This is a genomic window from Noviherbaspirillum aerium (assembly GCF_008929045.1).
In the GTDB taxonomy this organism is placed as follows: domain Bacteria; phylum Pseudomonadota; class Gammaproteobacteria; order Burkholderiales; family Burkholderiaceae_D; genus Noviherbaspirillum; species Noviherbaspirillum aerium.
Genome location: NZ_VFAH01000008.1, coordinates 100,182 through 116,535, shown reverse-complemented (window position 1 = coordinate 116,535; position 16,354 = coordinate 100,182). Strand labels below are relative to the sequence as shown.

Sequence of the window (16,354 nt, the reverse complement as noted above, 5' to 3'; positions counted from 1 at the left end):
AGGGCAGTCGATGCGCGCCCGTTTGGGTTTGACTGCGTCGGCCCGAACCGCTGCTCAGGCACCTTCATCGCACGGCGCCGCGAAGATGCCCGATGCCGCTGCACGGAAAAGGCTTTTTGTCACACCTGCATGTTCATGATGTCGTGATAGGCCGACACCAGCTTGTTCCTGACCTGGACGGTTGCCTGGAAGGCAATGCTGGCCTTCTGGGAATTGATCATCACGTCCGACAGGTTGACACTGTCGTCGCCCAGTACGAAGCGTTTGCTGAAATCTTCCGCCTTGCGCTGGGCACCGTTGACCTGATCGAGGGATGCCTTCAGCGCGCTGGCAAAGTCCACCCTGGCGGCGGGCTCGCCATCCGGCACGGCGCCTCCCATGCCCTTGACACCCTGCTCCGGACGCGTCGCGGCAGCCCTGAGCTGCGAAATCATCGCTTCGATGCGGCTTGTATCGATTATTCCAGTCTTCATGCTTTCCTCGCCGGGCATCGCCAAACGCAATGCCATTTTTCACAGCGCTAAGGTAGCACGTGGAAATCTCCTGTTTTCAGGTGATTAGCAGTCAAAAGCACACTCTGTTCCTGCGATCAAATTTCGCCAAGGCGACGAGAATTCCACACTAAGGCGAAAACCCCGAATTCGTAAAACACAACATGAATAACATTTACCTGAACAGCAGCAACCGGAAAGGCGGATCATGGCAGTAGCGGGCGACTCCACCGCCGTTATTCCGGCCGCACCTGGCGGCGTGGCCGGCTTCGTCCAATCGCCGGCGGGGCGCAATGTCCTGCTGATGGTCGGCGTGGCGGCCGTTCTCGCCGTGATGACAGGCGTCTGGCTATGGAGCCAGCAGCCGCAGTACCGCGTCCTGTTCTCGAATTTCTCCGACCGCGATGGCGGTGCCATCGTCGCGTCGCTGCAGCAGATGAACGTGCCCTACAAATATTCCGATGGCGGCACGGCAATCATGGTGCCTGAAAGCCAGGTTCACGACGTCAGACTCAAACTTGCTTCGCAGGGCTTGCCCAAGGGCGGCAATGTCGGCTTCGAGCTGATGGAAAACCAGAAGCTGGGCGTGTCGCAGTTTCTCGAGCAAGTCAACTTCCAGCGGGCGCTCGAAGGCGAGCTGGCGCGCTCCATCCAGGCGCTCGCGGCAGTCCAGGCGGCGCGTGTTCATCTCGCCCTGCCGAAAGCGTCGGTATTCGTGCGCGATCAGCAGAAGCCTACCGCTTCGGTCTTGCTGAATCTGCATCCCGGCCGAGCGCTCGACCAGTCCCAGGTCAGCGCCATCGTTCACCTGGTGGCCAGCAGCGTTCCCGAGTTGCCGATCAAGAATGTCACCGTCGTCGACCAGAACGGCAACCTGCTGTCTGACACTGGAAAGAAACCGGGCGCCAATGGACTGGACGCCACCCAGCTCAAGTATGTGCAGGAAGTCCAGCAGAGCATCGTCAAGCGAATCGAATCCATCCTTACGCCCATCCTCGGCGCCTCGAACGTGCGGGCCGAGGCGACCGCCGATGTCGATTTCTCCACCAGCGAGCAGGCTGCGGAAATCTACAAGCCGAACGGCACCCCGAACTCGGCGGCCATCCGCAGCCAGCAAAGCAGCGAATCGCAGAATGGAGGGTCGGCGAACGCGTCCGGCGTACCGGGCGCCTTGTCCAATCAGCCGCCAGCTCCGGCGACCGCACCGCTGAACGCGCCGGGCGCCGCGCCGAATGCGGCACAGGCGGCCCCGGGCAGTGCGCAGAAGGACATGACCGTCAATTATGAAGTCGACAAGACGGTGCGTTATGTGCAGCAGCCGATGGGCGGACTCAAGCGGCTGACCGTGGCTGTCGTCGTGAACTACCGCAAGGAAGTCGGCAAGGACGGCAAGGTCACCATGAAACCGCTGACGGATGCGGAAAAAGTCCAGATCACCGACCTGGTCAAGGAAGCCATGGGCTATAGCAAGGACCGCGGCGACTCGCTCAACGTTGTCAACAGTCCTTTCGCCAGCGAGGAAAAGGAAGCAGAACCCGAGGTCCCGCTCTGGAAGCGCCCCGAGGCGATCCCGCTTGGCATGGTCGTCGGCAAGTATCTGCTTGGCGCGCTGATCATTGCCTACCTGTTCTTCGCCTTCCTGCGGCCGATGCTCAAGAAGATCACTTCCCACTTCGCTCCGCCCAAGGAAGACAAGAAGGAGGAAGAGGACGAGGACGCGATTGTCCAGATCGGTCAGCATCAGGGCGGTGAAAAGGACGAGACGCAGCTTCTGGAACAGGAAACGAAGCAGCGCACTTATCATGACAATCTGGAAGCGGCCAAACAGTTGGCCAAGTCCGATCCCAAGATCGTGGCGAATGTGGTGAAGGCATGGGTAGGCGGAAATGAGTGAAGACGGCGTAATGAAGGGAGCAATCCTCATGCTCGCATTGGGTGAGGAAGAAGCGGCGGAGGTCATGAAGTATCTTGGGCCGCGCGAGGTGCAGAAACTGGGTGCCGCCATGTCGACCATGAAGTCGATCGGCAGCGAGCAGCTGGAAGCCGTGCTGCAAGACTTCAGGGCGGAGACCGAACAGAACACTTCGTTCGGCGTTGACTCCGATGAATACATCAGAACAGTGCTGACGAAGGCCCTGGGGGAAGACAAGGCCTCTTCCCTGCTCAACCGCATCCTCGGCACCCGCGACGCGAGCGGCATCGAAAGCCTGAAGTGGATGGACTCGCAATCGGTTGCCGACCTGATCCGCAACGAGCATCCGCAGATCATCGCCACCATTCTCGTGCATCTCGAGCGCTACCATGCCTGCGAGGTGCTGACCTATTTCACCGAGCGCCTGCGCAACGATGTGGTGCTGCGCATTGCGACCCTGGACGGCGTGCAGCCAGCCGCCCTGCGTGAACTGAACGAAGTCCTGACCAAGCTGATGGCCGGCAACGAGAACCTGAAGAAGAAGCCGATCGGCGGCGTCAGGGCGGCGGCGGAAATTCTCAACTTCCTGTCCGGCGAGATCGAGCAGTCGGTCATGGACAACCTGAAGAATTATGACAACGACATGGCGCAGAAGATCATGGACGAGATGTTCGTGTTCGACAACATCATCGACATTGATGATCGCGGCATCCAGGTGTTGCTGCGGGAAGTCCAGTCCGAATCGCTGATCGTGGCGCTCAAGGGAGCCACTCAGGATCTGCGCGAAAAGATCTTCAAGAACATGTCGCAGCGCGCGGCCGAGATGATGCGGGAAGACCTGGAGTCGAAAGGCCCGGTCCGCCTGTCCGAAGTCGAGGCGCAGCAGAAGGAAATCCTGCAGATCGTGCGTCGCCTTGCGGACGAAGGCCAGATTGTGCTCGGCGCCAAGGGCGATGATGCGTTCATCTGATACGCCTGATATTAGCCGCGCCCGCATTCGCCCGGTCTAGCAGACAGCATTGCAAGACCGGCTCTGACCGCAATGCGTTCCACTGCAATGCGGTCATGAACCACCAGGATATTTCATGAGCTCCACCATCATTCCGAAAGAACAGTTGTCCGCCTACCAGCGATGGGAGCTGGCGTCGCTGGGCGACAACCGCCCCAGCGCCAGGCAGGAGGCGGCGCTGGCGGAACAGCAGGCTGCCGAACAGCTTGGCTTGCAGCGCGAGGAAGCGAGGCGCCAGGGTTACGAGGAAGGCCATGCGGCAGGTCACAAGGCGGGTCATGCCGAAGGCTTCGCCGCCGGACATGCCGAAGCGCTGGAGACCGCGCGCGCGGCGCTCGAAACCGAACTGGCGCCGGTACGCCGCATCGCCGAGACCTTTGGCGGCGCGGTGGAGCGCGCGAATGATACGGTTGCCTCCGACATGCTTGAACTTGCATTGGACCTGGCCAAGGCCATGCTCAAGACCTCCCTGCAGATCCGCCCCGAACTCGTATTGCCGATCGTGAACGAGGCAATCCGCTACCTGCCCGTGGTGCAGCAGCCCGCCCTGCTGGCACTGCATCCGGAGGATGCCGCCCTGGTCTCCCGGCACATCGGCGAAGATCTGGCCCGCAGCGGCTGGCGCGTGACGGAGGACGCGCACCTGGAACGCGGCGGCTGCCGGATCGAGACTGCCAGCAACCAGATCGACGCCACCGCCGAAATGCGATGGCAGCGTATCGCCGATGCGCTCGGCAAGACCAACGGCTGGCTGGAATGAACGGCGGCCACACCGAGCGCTGGCAAGCTTACCTGCGCGATTGCAGGTCGCTGGTCGGCATCGCGGAGCCGATGCAGGTTTCCGGTAGGGTGACCCGCGTGGCGGGCCTGGTCATGGAAGCAGTCGGCCTCAAACTGGCGGTCGGCAGCGCCTGCACGGTCCCGCTCGGCAGCGGCGCAAAGATCGAAGCCGAAGTGGTCGGTTTTGAAAACGACAAGCTGTTCCTGATGCCGCAAAGCGACGTGGAAGGCGTCGTGCCCGGCTCGCGCGTATTCCCGCTTGAAGTGGTGCAGACCCTGCCCCGCCCCGGCACTGTCGATCATCCCCGCCGTCGCCCCAGCGACCGCGGCCGGCACCTGCCGGTCGGAGAAGAATTGCTGGGACGCGTGCTCGACGCCGCAGGAAGGCCGCTGGATTCCCTCGGACCGCTGCACGCGGCGCATTCCGCCCCGCTGAACGTCCGCCCCGGCAATCCGCTGTTCCGTGCACCGATCACGGACGTGCTGGACACCGGCGTGCGCGCAATCAACAGCATGCTGACGGTCGGACGCGGGCAGCGGATGGGCCTGTTCGCCGGCTCGGGCGTCGGCAAGAGCGTGCTGCTCGGCATGATGGCGCGCTACACCAGCGCCGATGTGATCGTGGTCGGCCTGATCGGCGAACGGGGACGCGAGGTCAAGGAATTCATCGAACAGATTCTCGGCACGGTCGGTCTCGCCCGCTCGGTGGTGATCGCCGCACCCGCCGACGTGTCGCCATTGATGCGACTGCAGGGCGCGGCCTACACCCACACGGTCGCCGAGTATTTCCGCGACCAGGGCAAGAGCGTGCTGCTGATCATGGATTCCCTGACGCGTTATGCGATGGCCCAGCGCGAGATCGCACTGGCCATCGGCGAACCGCCGGCGACAAAAGGCTATCCGCCTTCCGTCTTCGCCAAGCTCCCGGCGCTTGTCGAACGCGCCGGCAACGGCAAGGAAGGCGGCGGCTCGATCACGGCCTTCTATACCGTGCTGACCGAAGGCGACGACCAGCAGGATCCGATCGCCGATTCGGCGCGCGCCATTCTCGACGGCCATATCGTACTCAACCGGAGCCTGGCCGAGGCCGGGCACTATCCGGCGATCGATGTCGAACAGTCAATCAGCCGGGCCATGCACAACATCACCTCCGAGCAGCACCAGAAGCTGATGCGCAGGGTCAAGCAACTGTACTCGCGCTATCTGCGCAACCGGGACCTCATCAGCGTCGGCGCCTACAGCGCCGGCTCCGATCCGGTGCTGGACCAGGCCATCGCGCTTCATCCGAAGATCGAAGCATTCCTGCAGCAGGACATCACCGAAAAATCCGCCATTGCGGAGAGCTTGGGGCAACTTGCCACGCTTTTCGAGGGATGAGATATTGATTCGCAGAACTATAATGAATCATGGCAAAAATCTCCGCGCTCGACACTCTTATCGAACTGGCAACCACGCAAACCGATGAAGCCGCCAAGCGGCTCGGCATCGCCGTGCGCGCCTGTGAAGACACGGAGCAGAAGCTCGGGCTCCTGATGCAGTTCCGCGAAGACTATGAAAGCCGCCTCAGGACTGGCCTGTCGAACGGGATGACCGCCATGGGATACCGCAATTTCCAGCTTTTCCTGGAAAAGCTGGATACGGCAATCGCCGGCCAGCAGCAGATCGTGAACAACGCCAAGCGCCGCATTGTCGAGGAACGCAGCGCATGGCAGAGCTCCGAACGCACGCGCATGTCCTACAACACGCTGGCCGCACGCAAGCAATTGGTCGAGCAGCGCAAGGAAAACAAGCGCGACCAGAAACTGATGGACGAATACGCAACCCGCCTAGCCAACTATAAACGGTAGACCAGACATGCAAACGCCCCAGGTTACCAATCCAGCTGCGCTCTTCACCACGCCGGCACCGGCCGCGAAGAAGGCGGACGCCAATAGCCAGTCGCAGACGCAGTCCTTCGGACAGATGCTCTCGAAGGAAGTCGCAGAGCGCCAGCCGGCCAACGTGCCGGCGACGAAGGATACGCCTGCCGCGCCCGCCAAGGAGGCGAAGTCTTCCACGGCATCCGCCCCCTCTTCCCCCGCTCAGCCGGCAACGGCGCGCCCACCCGCCGGCGAAGCAAGGCCAGCGGTCAAGCAAAAGAGCGCATCGGAGAAGGCACCCGCCAAGGACGATCCTTCCGAAGCGAAGGCGGCTTCCGACCAGACACCGGAAGATCTGCTGGCCATGGTTGCCAACCTGCTTCAAATGCCGGCCGGCACCGATGCTGCAAACCCGGCAATACCCGCGGCGCCCGCCGAGGCTCTGCCGCAGCAAACGCAGCCGATGGTGGATTCCGCCATGCTTCTGGCTGCCACAGGCATGTTGCGCCCCTACCAGACTACGGTACAGCTCGACACCTCCGGCATCGCATCCGGCATGCAATCTGGCGGCACGACGCTCGGTCCGGATATCGACGGCCGCCACGCCGGCGCCAAGGACATATTGTTCCAACAGACCCTGAAGCCGCAGGTGGAAGCCACTGGGAACGGAGCGCCCGCTGGCGACCTGGCGATGATTGCACCCAAGGGGCAGGAACTGATGGCGGGCGCGGAAAACGAAACGGCACCGACGAATTTTGCGGCCAAACTGCAGGACACGCTCACGCAGGCTCCGGCGGCGGTGCAGGCCATGCCGCAGATGGCGCAGGTGCACGCCGCCGCTCGCGCCCTGGAATCCAAGGCGGCCGACCGCCTGGCTCCGGCAGTCGGGTCTTCCGCATGGGACCAGGCCCTTGGGCAGAAGGTGGTCTGGATGGTAACCGGGGAACAGCAGAGCGCTTCCCTGACCCTGAATCCGCCAGATCTCGGCCCGCTGCAGATTGTCCTCAACGTCAACAATTCACAGGCAAGCGCCACCTTTACCGCGGCACAGCCTGAAGTACGACAGGCGCTGGAAGCGGCGATGCCGAAACTGCGCGACATGCTCGGCGAAGCCGGCATCCAGCTTGGCCAGGCAACAGTCAATAGCGGATCGCCGAATCAGCAAGGCCAGCAAGGCCAGTCTTTCGGGTCACGCCAGGGAAGCCAGGGAGACCACCACGGCGGCGACGGCCCCGTCGCAGGGAATACCCAGGTGGGCCGCGTGGCACCGTCGGCTGGCGGGCTCGGCATGGTCGATACCTTTGTCTGAACCGGCAATCCACCGGTGACGGCGGACCGCGATCGAAGGAAAGCCGAGGCACAGACGGGAAAGCGGGAATGATTTGAGTCGACTTCTCCCCTCTGTTCAACGCATCCCGGAAGCGGCCGCTTGACGATAATGCGTCAGGAAACTCTGCAGGAAACACCGATCCGCGATGCGGACGGGACTAAGGAACAAACATGGCAACCGCCTCGAAAGCAAATGCGAAAGCCGTAGCCGCAGACGATGCCGGATCCGGCGCCGCGGCAAACGGTTCGAAGAAGAAACTGATCATCATCATCGCCGGTGCGGTGCTGCTCGCCGCCATCGGCGCAGGCGCCGCCTGGTTTTTCATGGGAAAGAAGGACGGCAATGACGAACATGCGGCCGCCCCGCCGCCCAAGGTTGATTTGAGCAAGCCCCCGGTCTTCCTGCAGATGGAACCGTTCACGGTGAACCTGCAGCCGGAGAATGGCGAGCAGTACCTTCAGGTTGCCTTCACGCTCCAGGTCGCCGACCAGACGCAGGTCGAATATCTGAAAATGTACATGCCCTTGCTGCGCAGCCGAATCCTGCTGCTGCTGGCAAGCCGCAAGGCATCGGAAATCGGCACTGCGGAAGGCAAGCAGAAGCTGCAGACCGACATTCTGGCCGAGGTGACGAAACCTTTCGTTCCGAACGCGGCGCCGCAGTCAGCTCACGGCGTGTTCTTCACGTCATTCGTCATCCAGTAACACCATGGCTGATAATTTCCTTTCCCAGGAAGAAGTCGATGCCCTGCTCAAGGGCGTCACCGGCGACCAGGACGAAAGCGCCGCGCCGGAAGACGATTCCGGGATACGTCCGTACAACCTGGCCACGCAGGAACGCATCGTCCGTGGCCGGATGCCGACGCTGGAAATCATCAACGAGCGTTTCGCCCGCCTGCTGCGCATCGGCCTGTTCAACTTCCTGCATCGCAGCGCCGAAGTGTCCATCGGCCCGGTGCGCGTGCACAAGTACAGCGAATTCATCCGCAACCTGGTGGTGCCGACCAATCTGAATCTGGTGCACATGAAGCCTCTGCGCGGCACCGCGCTGATGGTATTCGATCCCAATCTCGTGTTTCTGCTGGTCGACAATCTCTTCGGCGGCGACGGACGTTTCCATACCCGCGTGGAAGGACGTGACTTCACCCAAACCGAACAGCGCATCATCCAGCGCATTCTCGGCATCGTATTCGAGACGTATGCCAAGTCGTGGGAGCCGGTCTATCCGGTCGAGTTCGAATACGTGCGCTCGGAAATGAATACCCAGTTTGCCAACATCGCCACGCCCAATGAAGTGGTGGTAGCGACGACATTTACCGTCGAACTCGGTCCGGTCAGCGGCGAGATGCATTTCTGCACGCCCTACTCGATGATCGAGCCGATCCGCGACATCCTGACCAGCAGCCTGCAGGGCGAGACGCTGGAAATGGACAAGCGCTGGGTGCGCCTGATGACGCAGCAGATCCAGACCGCCGAAGTGCAGATCGTTGCCGATCTGGGAACGGCCAACACGACGTTGGGCGAGATCCTGAACATGAAGGTTGGCGACGTCATCCCGCTCGCCATCCCGGAAACCGTATCGGCCAAGGTGGACGGCGTGCCGGTGATGGAGTGCAGTTACGGAAAATTCAACGGGCAGTACGCGCTGCGCGTGGAAAAGCTGCTGACCTACAGCACGAACGAATTTATGCAAGGAGAAGACAATGGCTGACGAAAACGACCAGTCGAGCATGGATGACGACTGGGGCGCGGCGATCGCCGAACAGGCACAGGCGGAAGCGGCGGCGATGGCTGCGAAGCAGGCCCAGGCCACCGTATTCCAGGAATTCTCCGGATCGGCCGGCAAGTCGAACACCAACAACGATATCGATTTCATTCTCGACATCCCGGTGCAGTTGACGGTGGAGCTCGGCCGCACCAAGATCGCCATCAAGAATCTGCTGCAGCTTGCGCAAGGCTCGGTCGTCGAGCTCGACGGCCTTGCCGGCGAGCCGATGGACGTGCTCGTCAACGGCTGCCTGATCGCCCAGGGAGAGGTGGTCGTGGTGAACGACAAGTTCGGCATTCGCCTGACCGACATCATCACGCCCTCGGAACGCATCCGCAAGCTGAACCGGTGAGCGTCATGCGAATATATGCGGCATTGGCATTGCTCCCCTGCTCGATGGTCCATGCGGCGGAACAGTCCCCGGCTGCTGCCGCTGCGGCATCGGTCACAGCAGCTTCGGCAGCTTCGGCGGCGGCGGTCTCTCCCGCATCGGCCGGCAGCCTGTTCCAGGTACTGTTTGGGCTGGCCGTGGTTCTGGCCTTGATGGTCGGCGGCGTCTGGGTGCTCAAGCGCATGGGCGTGGCGGGTACGGCGAACAGCAATGTCGCGCGCGTGGTGGGTGGAGTCAATGTCGGTAACCGCGAACGCGTGCTGGTCATCGAGGTGGCCGACCAGTGGATCGTCGTGGGCGTTGCGCCCGGCCGCATCAGTGCGCTTTCCTCCATGCCGCGGCAGGAGTCGGCACCTACCGTGGAAACCCTGCCCGACAACAAGAATTTCGCCGCCTGGCTCAAGCAAACCATCGACAAGCGCAATGGCAGCAATGGCAAATAACGCCCGCCGCGCCTTCCTGAAGTGAACACTGTTTCCAAGACTCTTTTCCGCCTGCTCCCATTTGTCATGCTCGCGCTGCCGATCCTGGCCGAGGCACAGACCGGGCTTCCGGCGATCACCAGCAATCCGGCCCCCGGCGGCGGCCAGACCTATTCGCTCAGCCTGCAGACGCTGATCCTGCTGACCGCGCTGACGCTGCTGCCGGCGGCACTGCTGATGATGACAAGCTTCACGCGCATCATCATCGTGCTGTCGCTGCTGCGCCAGGCGCTCGGCACGCAGACGGCGCCGCCCAATCAGGTGCTGGTCGGGCTGGCACTGTTCCTCACCCTGTTCGTCATGGGGCCGGTGCTCGACCGCGTCTATACCGAGGCCTATCAGCCGCTTTCGGAAAACAAGATCACGATGAACCAGGCACTGGAACGCGGCGTGGTTCCGCTCAAGACCTTCATGATGAAGCAGACCCGCCAGTCCGATCTGGCGCTCTATGTGAAGCTGTCGAATACGCCTCAGCTCAACGGCCCGGAAGACGTGCCGCTGCGCGTGCTCGTACCGGCATTCATCACCAGCGAACTGAAAACCGCGTTCCAGATCAGCTTCGCGGTGTTCATACCGTTTCTCATCATCGACATGGTGGTGGCGAGCATCCTGATGTCGATGGGCATGATGATGATGTCGCCGGCGATTGTTTCGCTGCCCTTCAAGCTGATGCTGTTCGTACTGGTCGACGGCTGGCAGCTCCTGATCGGCTCGCTTGCCCAAAGTTTCTTCTAAGGTTAAAGGATTCGCGATGACTCCGGAAAGCGTCATGACAATGGGCCGCCAAGCCATGGAAGTCACTTTGATGGTGGCTGCCCCGATGCTGCTTGTAGCGCTTGTCGTTGGCTTGATTGTCAGCATCTTTCAGGCCGCCACGCAAATCAATGAAGCTACGCTCTCGTTCATTCCCAAGCTGATTGGAATATTCGTTGCGCTGCTGGTGGCCGGCCCGTGGATGCTGACGATCATGCTTGATTACATGCGGCAGATGTTTTCCAGCATTCCAGGCATGGTCGGATAGTCTTGCGCAGTCCGACGACTTGTCCATCATTTTCCTGCCCCTAACATGCTTGCCGTTACCAGCGCGGAGCTCAATACCTGGATCGCATCCTTCCTCTGGCCGCTCACGCGGATACTAGGACTGGTCGCTGCGGCACCGGTGTTCGGCAATCTGTCCATTCCGATACGTGTCAAGCTTGGACTCGGCATTATGCTATCGCTCTGCATTGCGCCGACCGTTCCATCCATTCCCGCTACGGATCCAATGTCTCTTTCCGGTCTGCTGATTGTCATGCAGCAGGCCGTCATTGGCCTTGCCATGGGTTTTGCAATGCGGCTGGTCCTGGCCGCAGTCGAAATGGCAGGAGAGATATGTGGCTTGACGATGGGCTTTGGCTTCGCCACGTTTTTCGATCCGCAGACGCGGGGGCGATCGTCAGCGATAGCGCAATTCCTGGCATTGCTGACGCTGATGATTTTCCTGGCCTCGAATATCCATCTGTTGATGCTCTCTACCCTCGCGGAAAGCTTTCAGACCATGCCAATCTCGGGCGCTCCTGTCGGAACCAGTTTATTCAGGCAATTGGCCAACTGGGGCGGCGTCATTTTCAGCTCGGGCATTCAGCTTGCCTTGCCCTTGGTCGCGGCTTTGCTGCTCATTAATATCGCACTGGGGATACTAACGCGGGCCGCGCCCCAGCTGAACCTGTTCGGCATTGGCTTTCCGGTCACCCTGGCTGTCGGCTTCATCGTGCTTGCCCTTGTATTGCCTTATCTGACTACCCCGATCGATAGGCTCTTGCATCAAGGCATCGAGTTCGTGCGACAGGCCACTATCCCGACGCGGGCAACGCTACGCTAGGCTGTGTTTGACAGGCTGCTGCACGATCCGGATTGGCGCCTGCAGTGCTCGGCGACCTGGTACTGGCAGATTGCTCTTTCCCGGCGATGGCGTGATCTGACTTGAATGCCTACAGCAACAAGCGTAACAAGCGCTGGGATAACAACGGCGCTTGAATAATCCGCTTAGATAAAGTTGAACAGCGACAGTCCAGATGTTTTTACAAAGGATTGCTGTGCGGCCTCGAGGGTGAACTTTTGCATCGAAAGATCGGTGATTGCTTTTGTGTAATCAAGATCCTGAAGCGTCGATAACCGATCCGCATATTGGACATCGATCGCCTCACCTTGACCATCAAGCGCCTCCAATTCGTTCAGGCGTGCTCCTACGGATGCCCTGACGGTCAAGACATTATCAAGCGCATTGCTCAGATTGTTGAGAGCCGAGTTCAGGCTATTGCTAAGCCTTGCACCGCCTGCCGCACCACTTGCAGGCGTTTCCAGGGCATTAACAAGGTTTTGCAATGTTGAAAATACATTCTGGTTCGTGCTCGGCTTTATCGAGAAGGTATCGCCAGTCGCTGGCGTACCTGTTATCTCGACCCGAAGCTTGCCGTCAACATTGATCGATTCGCCACTCTTGTAATTGGCTGCCGCTCCTATGGCCGTGCCTGCCGCCGAATCAGTCACATCAAAAATCTGAAATGTGGCCGGGTCCGCGCCAAATCGTATTTCGTACTGTCTTCCGTCGTATCCGGGGCCGGGCAACATGGCCCCGCTTGAAATCACGCCTGAACCGGTATTGGTGTCAGGGCCGGCGGGGCTGCCGGGAGAAGTCGCGAATTTTCCGTTACCCGTTCTGATCCGTTCAAAAACAGCGTCGCCGGAATCACTTATCGCGATCTGCCGCGCAGGGCCTACCTGCAGATTGCGTTGCCCTTGGTCAGCCGCATAGCTTGCACCGGAAGATGTACGTGCAAATGGCTGAGTTGTGCTCTGGTAGCCTGAAAAAAGGAAATTGCCGGTTCCATCCCGGGTATTGGCCAGGCCAATCAACTCCTCGAGACGACCATTGAGCTCGGTTGCCATGAACTTGCGCTCCACGTCGCTCAGCGCGGGATTTCCCGCGCTGACAGCGAGGGTTTGTACATTCTGGATCAACGTTGTGACGCTTTGAAGAACGTGCTCCTCCAAGCTCAGGGAGTTGGTCGCCGCTTGACGATTCACCGCATATTGGGCATTCACTTCCTTGCTTTGCGTAACCTCAAGTGCCTGTGCCGCCGCCAGGGGATCATCCGCCGGGGTCAATATCCTCTTGTTGGCCGCAAGCTGCTGCTGAGTCTTCGACAAGCCGGATTGCAATTCGCTCATTCGGACACGGCCGGATTCAAAGAGAGAACTTGTACTGATTCGCATGGTTTTTCCCCTCTAATGAAGCTTATTGTCCGCCGAGTGAAAGCAGCAGTTCGAACAGCTGGTTTGCAGTCTGCATCACTTTCCCGGCTGCCTGATAGGCCTGTTGATAACGCAGCAAATTGGTCGCTTCCTCATCGAGATTTACACCCGATTGCGCTTCGTGAGCCGTCACCGCCTGTTCCAGATATTTTGTTTCTGCCTTGCCGGTGACTTCCGTCTCCCGTGTCTTATTGCCGATCTGGCTGACAAGCTGCGCGTAAGCGCCCTGGAATGTTGTCGTTCCCTCGCCCGAGGATCCATTTCCACCGAGGGTAGACTTGGTCTGCAGGCCTCCGAGAAGGACAGCGTTACGATTATCACCTACGGCAGCGGCGCCATCATTCGGCACAATCGAGAAGAAATCATTGTTCTGCAGCTTTCCGCTGATTGCAAAGCTGATGCCGGCAATCGTGATTTTTTCACCATCTGTATAAGCTTTCGGAAAGCCAGGAGGCGAAACTGAAGCAGGTGTAACGGTGAGCGTCCCTGGCGCACCGCCCGCATAAGTCAACCTTATTTCGCTGGGCAGTGTCGGTGCTGCAGCCAGATAATCGCGATCCACCGTGCCCGCTGTAATTTTTCCGGTACCCGTATTTGTACCTGCCGCTGAAGTGCGAACAGGAGCGGCAGCCGCAATTTTCGAGATGTCCTTGATCGCCACTTCGATTTCCGAAGCCGCGCCTGCCGTCGGACGAATCAGGAACTCGTCATTCGCACTTAGCGTGCCAGACGCCAAAGACAGGCTTACCCCATCGATAGTGACGGGGAAGCCACCTGACGCAATAGGCGGAAAGGCAAAATTATCTGAAACGCGGGTTACTGTGAAATTGGCTCCGTCAGCACTGACGCGCATCCTGTAGTCGCTCGTCGTGACGGCGCTGATATCTGAAATTACCGCATTGACCTTCGCATTCGTAACGCTATTGTTCGTTGTAGCTGCGGTTACGCTGCGGTTTGTTGCTACAGAAAAGAAATCGCCGCCCAGGTCACCGTTCTGGTCCTCGCCCAGGCGATGCTGAGCATTGATCGTCATTGCCATCCCGAGGGCGACGCGTCCTAGCGAATTACGAGCGATGTCGAGCGAATTTGTACGGAATTCCAGCAGGCCGCCCAGTTTGCCTCCCGGCAGGCTGCTGTCGGCAACGGCAATGATAGATCCGTTCGACTGGACTCCAACGGTGATGCGTTCAGGGTCCGAAGTTGATTTTGCGGGCACCAGCTCGGAGGTCTTCACGCCGACGACGAGTGGCTGTCCGTTGCCAATGAAGACGTTATAGCTATTGCCCTGCTTGACAATGGATGTCTTGATCTCTTTGCTAAGTTCGGTAATTGCATAATCACGCTGATCAAGCAAATCATTGGGAATCTTGCCGTCGGAAGTCGCAGTGGCTTTTTCGATCGCATCATTCAGCTTTGCAATCTGCTTTGCATAGACGTTGATTGAACCGATGCTGGACTGTATCTGTGAATTGACGCTTGACTCCAATTCGGACAGTTGCCGATCAAGCCCTTGAAAGCGCGACGCCATTGCTTCCGCATTGGACAATGCAGCCTGTCGCGACGCAGCCGCACCGGGGTTGGACGCCAGGTCCTGCATGCCTTTGAAAAAATCCTGCAGGGCTGGCGTCAATCCAGCTGTGGTATCAGCCAGAACATTATTGATCTGACTGATCTGGTTGTAATAGGTCTCGGCCTGATTCTGGCTGGTCTGCGCGGAACGTACCCTCTCCGCAAGAAGGTTGTCATAAATTCGACGAATATCGGTGACTTCCGTACCTTTGCCAAGGAATCCGGACCCGTTGAACTGTGATCCTTGAGAGCCCTGGACCACTACCTGACGCGAGTATCCGGGCGTAGAAGCATTGGCAATATTGTGCCCGGTCGTTACGAGACCAGCCTGCGCCGCGGCTAGGGCACTCTGACCGACGTTGAGAATACTTGAGCCCATATTTTTCTATCTTCTTTCAGGTAGCGATGCCTTGTTAAACGGCACGCAGCCGCAAAACTTGAGCGGATAAGTGATGCCCGGCAGCGCAATTGTCAGGCAGACAACGAGTTCTTGATAATCTTCGCCAATTTCGTCGCGTAGTGCGGATCGGTGGCATAACCTGCCTTCTGCAAGCCTTGGGCGAAACTGAGCGCATCCTTGGAGTTGGCAATGACATTGTCATAGCGCGGATTGTTTTTCAACAGGTTGGCATAGTCGCGAAACGATTCGGCATAAGAACCGTAGGCCCGAAACTTTTCAATGCGCGTCTGTGGCACACCGTTGACATATTCCGTCGTCGCTGTCTCCACCACCTTGCCCTTCCAGTTTGATCCAGCCTTGATACCGAACAGATTATGGCTGCGCGCCCCATCGGCGCCGACAATCTCGCGACGGCCCCATCCGCTTTCCAGCGCCGCCTGCCCAAGCATGAACTTGGCTGGAATCCCGGTGACTCGGCTCGCTTCTTCTGCGTGAGCTTCCAGCTTTTGCTGGAAGTTGCGTACATGGGCAGGCTGCGACGGGTTCGCGGCGCTCGCCGAGTTCGCCGAGTTGGCCGAGTTCGCCGAGTTCGCCGAGTTGGCAAAAGACTGAACCGGGTTCGCAGGACTTGCAGAACCTGTCTGAGCTGGCTTGAACTGATCTTTTGCATTCGACAAGGGCTGCTGCTCGATTGCTTGTTGAATGCTCTTGAAGATACCGTCTTCGGTCTCTGATGCAGGAGTCGAAGGCGCATTGCTAAAGGATGCGAGCTGCCGGGTAAGTACCTCCGCCAGCCCTACCCCTTTGGAAGCCATGCTTTGACTAAGCTGCTGGTCCAGCATCGAGGTGTACATACGGCTTTGCTGACTGTCAAACATACCGTCTTGAGGAGAGGCATCACGCATGCTCTTCAGCATCATGTTGACGAACAAGGCCTCGAACTGCTGTGCAGTGGCTTTGAGCGCTTCCGGAGAATTTTCTTTTGCGGCTTGCCGCAGTTCACCGATGCCCTTGGTATCCAATGCAAAACCATTGGAAGTATTGATATTAAGCGGCTTGGTCATGATGTA

General features: G+C 59.4%; 17 protein-coding genes. 13 read left to right on the top strand and 4 right to left on the bottom strand.

The genetic code is table 11. The annotated features are described in order from the left end of the window. Positions 1-119: 119 nt before the first annotated feature. On the bottom strand, positions 120-473 hold the full coding sequence (gene fliE / locus FH061_RS13680; RefSeq protein ID WP_151636387.1) for a flagellar hook-basal body complex protein FliE: 354 nt from the start codon (positions 471-473) through the stop codon (positions 120-122). 226 nt (positions 474-699) lie between these two features. Here fliE and fliF point away from each other — a divergent pair, with 226 nt between their 5' ends. The 13 genes from fliF (at position 700) to fliR (ending at position 11,882) form a co-directional block, all read left to right on the top strand. Next, positions 700-2,385, top strand: a complete 1,686-nt coding sequence (gene fliF / locus FH061_RS13675; protein WP_151636386.1) for a flagellar basal-body MS-ring/collar protein FliF — start codon at positions 700-702, stop codon at positions 2,383-2,385. After that, positions 2,378-3,373, top strand: coding sequence for a flagellar motor switch protein FliG (fliG, locus tag FH061_RS13670; protein ID WP_151636385.1), 996 nt, complete (start codon positions 2,378-2,380; stop codon positions 3,371-3,373). Before fliF ends, fliG begins: the two co-directional genes overlap by 8 nt. 115 nt (positions 3,374-3,488) lie before the next feature. Beyond that, the gene (fliH, locus tag FH061_RS13665) at positions 3,489-4,172 is read left to right on the top strand and encodes a flagellar assembly protein FliH (protein WP_151636384.1); all 684 of its coding nucleotides are present in this window, start codon (positions 3,489-3,491) and stop codon (positions 4,170-4,172) included. Next, positions 4,169-5,569: a flagellar protein export ATPase FliI gene (gene fliI, locus FH061_RS13660; protein ID WP_151636383.1), complete on the top strand. Its 1,401-nt coding sequence runs from the start codon at positions 4,169-4,171 to the stop codon at positions 5,567-5,569. The genes fliH and fliI overlap by 4 nt, the downstream gene beginning before the upstream one ends. A 29-nt stretch (positions 5,570-5,598) precedes the next feature. Further along, complete coding sequence (gene fliJ / locus FH061_RS13655) at positions 5,599-6,039, top strand: flagellar export protein FliJ (protein WP_151636382.1); 441 nt, start codon at positions 5,599-5,601, stop codon at positions 6,037-6,039. 7 nt (positions 6,040-6,046) lie between these two features. Then, positions 6,047-7,360, top strand: a complete 1,314-nt coding sequence (locus FH061_RS13650; RefSeq protein ID WP_225984656.1) for a flagellar hook-length control protein FliK — start codon at positions 6,047-6,049, stop codon at positions 7,358-7,360. 191 nt (positions 7,361-7,551) lie between these two features. Then, positions 7,552-8,085 (top strand): flagellar basal body-associated protein FliL, encoded by a 534-nt coding sequence (gene fliL, locus FH061_RS13645; RefSeq protein WP_151636381.1) that lies wholly within the window; start codon positions 7,552-7,554, stop codon positions 8,083-8,085. A 4-nt stretch (positions 8,086-8,089) separates the two neighbouring features. Beyond that, the gene (fliM, locus tag FH061_RS13640; protein ID WP_151636380.1) at positions 8,090-9,091 is read left to right on the top strand and encodes a flagellar motor switch protein FliM; all 1,002 of its coding nucleotides are present in this window, start codon (positions 8,090-8,092) and stop codon (positions 9,089-9,091) included. Then, positions 9,084-9,500: a flagellar motor switch protein FliN gene (gene fliN / locus FH061_RS13635; protein ID WP_151636379.1), complete on the top strand. Its 417-nt coding sequence runs from the start codon at positions 9,084-9,086 to the stop codon at positions 9,498-9,500. Before fliM ends, fliN begins: the two co-directional genes overlap by 8 nt. Before the next feature lie 5 nt (positions 9,501-9,505). Next, positions 9,506-9,982 carry a flagellar biosynthetic protein FliO gene (fliO, locus tag FH061_RS13630; protein ID WP_151636378.1) on the top strand — a complete coding sequence of 159 codons (477 nt, stop codon included), beginning with the start codon at positions 9,506-9,508 and terminating at the stop codon, positions 9,980-9,982. 66 nt (positions 9,983-10,048) lie between these two features. Beyond that, positions 10,049-10,756, top strand: coding sequence for a flagellar type III secretion system pore protein FliP (fliP, locus tag FH061_RS13625; protein ID WP_151636502.1), 708 nt, complete (start codon positions 10,049-10,051; stop codon positions 10,754-10,756). Positions 10,757-10,772: 16 nt separating this feature from the next. Further along, positions 10,773-11,042 carry a flagellar biosynthesis protein FliQ gene (fliQ, locus tag FH061_RS13620; RefSeq protein WP_151636501.1) on the top strand — a complete coding sequence of 90 codons (270 nt, stop codon included), beginning with the start codon at positions 10,773-10,775 and terminating at the stop codon, positions 11,040-11,042. 45 nt (positions 11,043-11,087) lie between these two features. Next, a complete protein-coding gene (gene fliR / locus FH061_RS13615; RefSeq protein WP_151636377.1) occupies positions 11,088-11,882 on the top strand; it encodes a flagellar biosynthetic protein FliR in 795 nt (264 codons plus the stop codon). A 164-nt stretch (positions 11,883-12,046) separates the two neighbouring features. Here the strand turns inward: fliR and flgL are convergent, their stop codons facing one another. The 3 genes from flgL to flgJ form a co-directional block, all read right to left on the bottom strand. Beyond that, a complete protein-coding gene (gene flgL / locus FH061_RS13610) occupies positions 12,047-13,276 on the bottom strand; it encodes a flagellar hook-associated protein FlgL (protein WP_151636376.1) in 1,230 nt (409 codons plus the stop codon). 22 nt (positions 13,277-13,298) lie between these two features. After that, entirely contained in the window at positions 13,299-15,263 is a 1,965-nt protein-coding gene (gene flgK / locus FH061_RS13605) for a flagellar hook-associated protein FlgK (RefSeq protein ID WP_151636375.1), read from the bottom strand. 92 nt (positions 15,264-15,355) lie between these two features. Beyond that, positions 15,356-16,348 carry a flagellar assembly peptidoglycan hydrolase FlgJ gene (gene flgJ, locus FH061_RS13600; protein ID WP_151636374.1) on the bottom strand — a complete coding sequence of 331 codons (993 nt, stop codon included), beginning with the start codon at positions 16,346-16,348 and terminating at the stop codon, positions 15,356-15,358. Positions 16,349-16,354: the final 6 nt, after the last annotated feature.

Excerpts from the sequence above, each read along its gene's own strand:
- FH061_RS13650 (WP_225984656.1), top strand. The coding sequence starts at position 6,047 with ATGCAAACGCCCCAGGTTACCAATCCAGCTGCGCTCTTCACCACGCCG.
- fliF (WP_151636386.1), top strand. The coding sequence starts at position 700 with ATGGCAGTAGCGGGCGACTCCACCGCCGTTATTCCGGCCGCACCTGGC.
- fliI (WP_151636383.1), top strand. The coding sequence starts at position 4,169 with ATGAACGGCGGCCACACCGAGCGCTGGCAAGCTTACCTGCGCGATTGC.
- fliO (WP_151636378.1), top strand. The coding sequence starts at position 9,506 with ATGCGAATATATGCGGCATTGGCATTGCTCCCCTGCTCGATGGTCCAT.
- flgL (WP_151636376.1), bottom strand. The coding sequence starts at position 13,276 with ATGCGAATCAGTACAAGTTCTCTCTTTGAATCCGGCCGTGTCCGAATG.
- fliG (WP_151636385.1), top strand. The coding sequence starts at position 2,378 with ATGAGTGAAGACGGCGTAATGAAGGGAGCAATCCTCATGCTCGCATTG.
- fliH (WP_151636384.1), top strand. The coding sequence starts at position 3,489 with ATGAGCTCCACCATCATTCCGAAAGAACAGTTGTCCGCCTACCAGCGA.
- fliP (WP_151636502.1), top strand. The coding sequence starts at position 10,049 with ATGCTCGCGCTGCCGATCCTGGCCGAGGCACAGACCGGGCTTCCGGCG.
- fliL (WP_151636381.1), top strand. The coding sequence starts at position 7,552 with ATGGCAACCGCCTCGAAAGCAAATGCGAAAGCCGTAGCCGCAGACGAT.
- flgJ (WP_151636374.1), bottom strand. The coding sequence starts at position 16,348 with ATGACCAAGCCGCTTAATATCAATACTTCCAATGGTTTTGCATTGGAT.
- fliJ (WP_151636382.1), top strand. The coding sequence starts at position 5,599 with ATGGCAAAAATCTCCGCGCTCGACACTCTTATCGAACTGGCAACCACG.
- flgK (WP_151636375.1), bottom strand. The coding sequence starts at position 15,263 with ATGGGCTCAAGTATTCTCAACGTCGGTCAGAGTGCCCTAGCCGCGGCG.
- fliE (WP_151636387.1), bottom strand. The coding sequence starts at position 473 with ATGAAGACTGGAATAATCGATACAAGCCGCATCGAAGCGATGATTTCG.
- fliQ (WP_151636501.1), top strand. The coding sequence starts at position 10,773 with ATGACTCCGGAAAGCGTCATGACAATGGGCCGCCAAGCCATGGAAGTC.
- fliR (WP_151636377.1), top strand. The coding sequence starts at position 11,088 with ATGCTTGCCGTTACCAGCGCGGAGCTCAATACCTGGATCGCATCCTTC.
- fliM (WP_151636380.1), top strand. The coding sequence starts at position 8,090 with ATGGCTGATAATTTCCTTTCCCAGGAAGAAGTCGATGCCCTGCTCAAG.
- fliN (WP_151636379.1), top strand. The coding sequence starts at position 9,084 with ATGGCTGACGAAAACGACCAGTCGAGCATGGATGACGACTGGGGCGCG.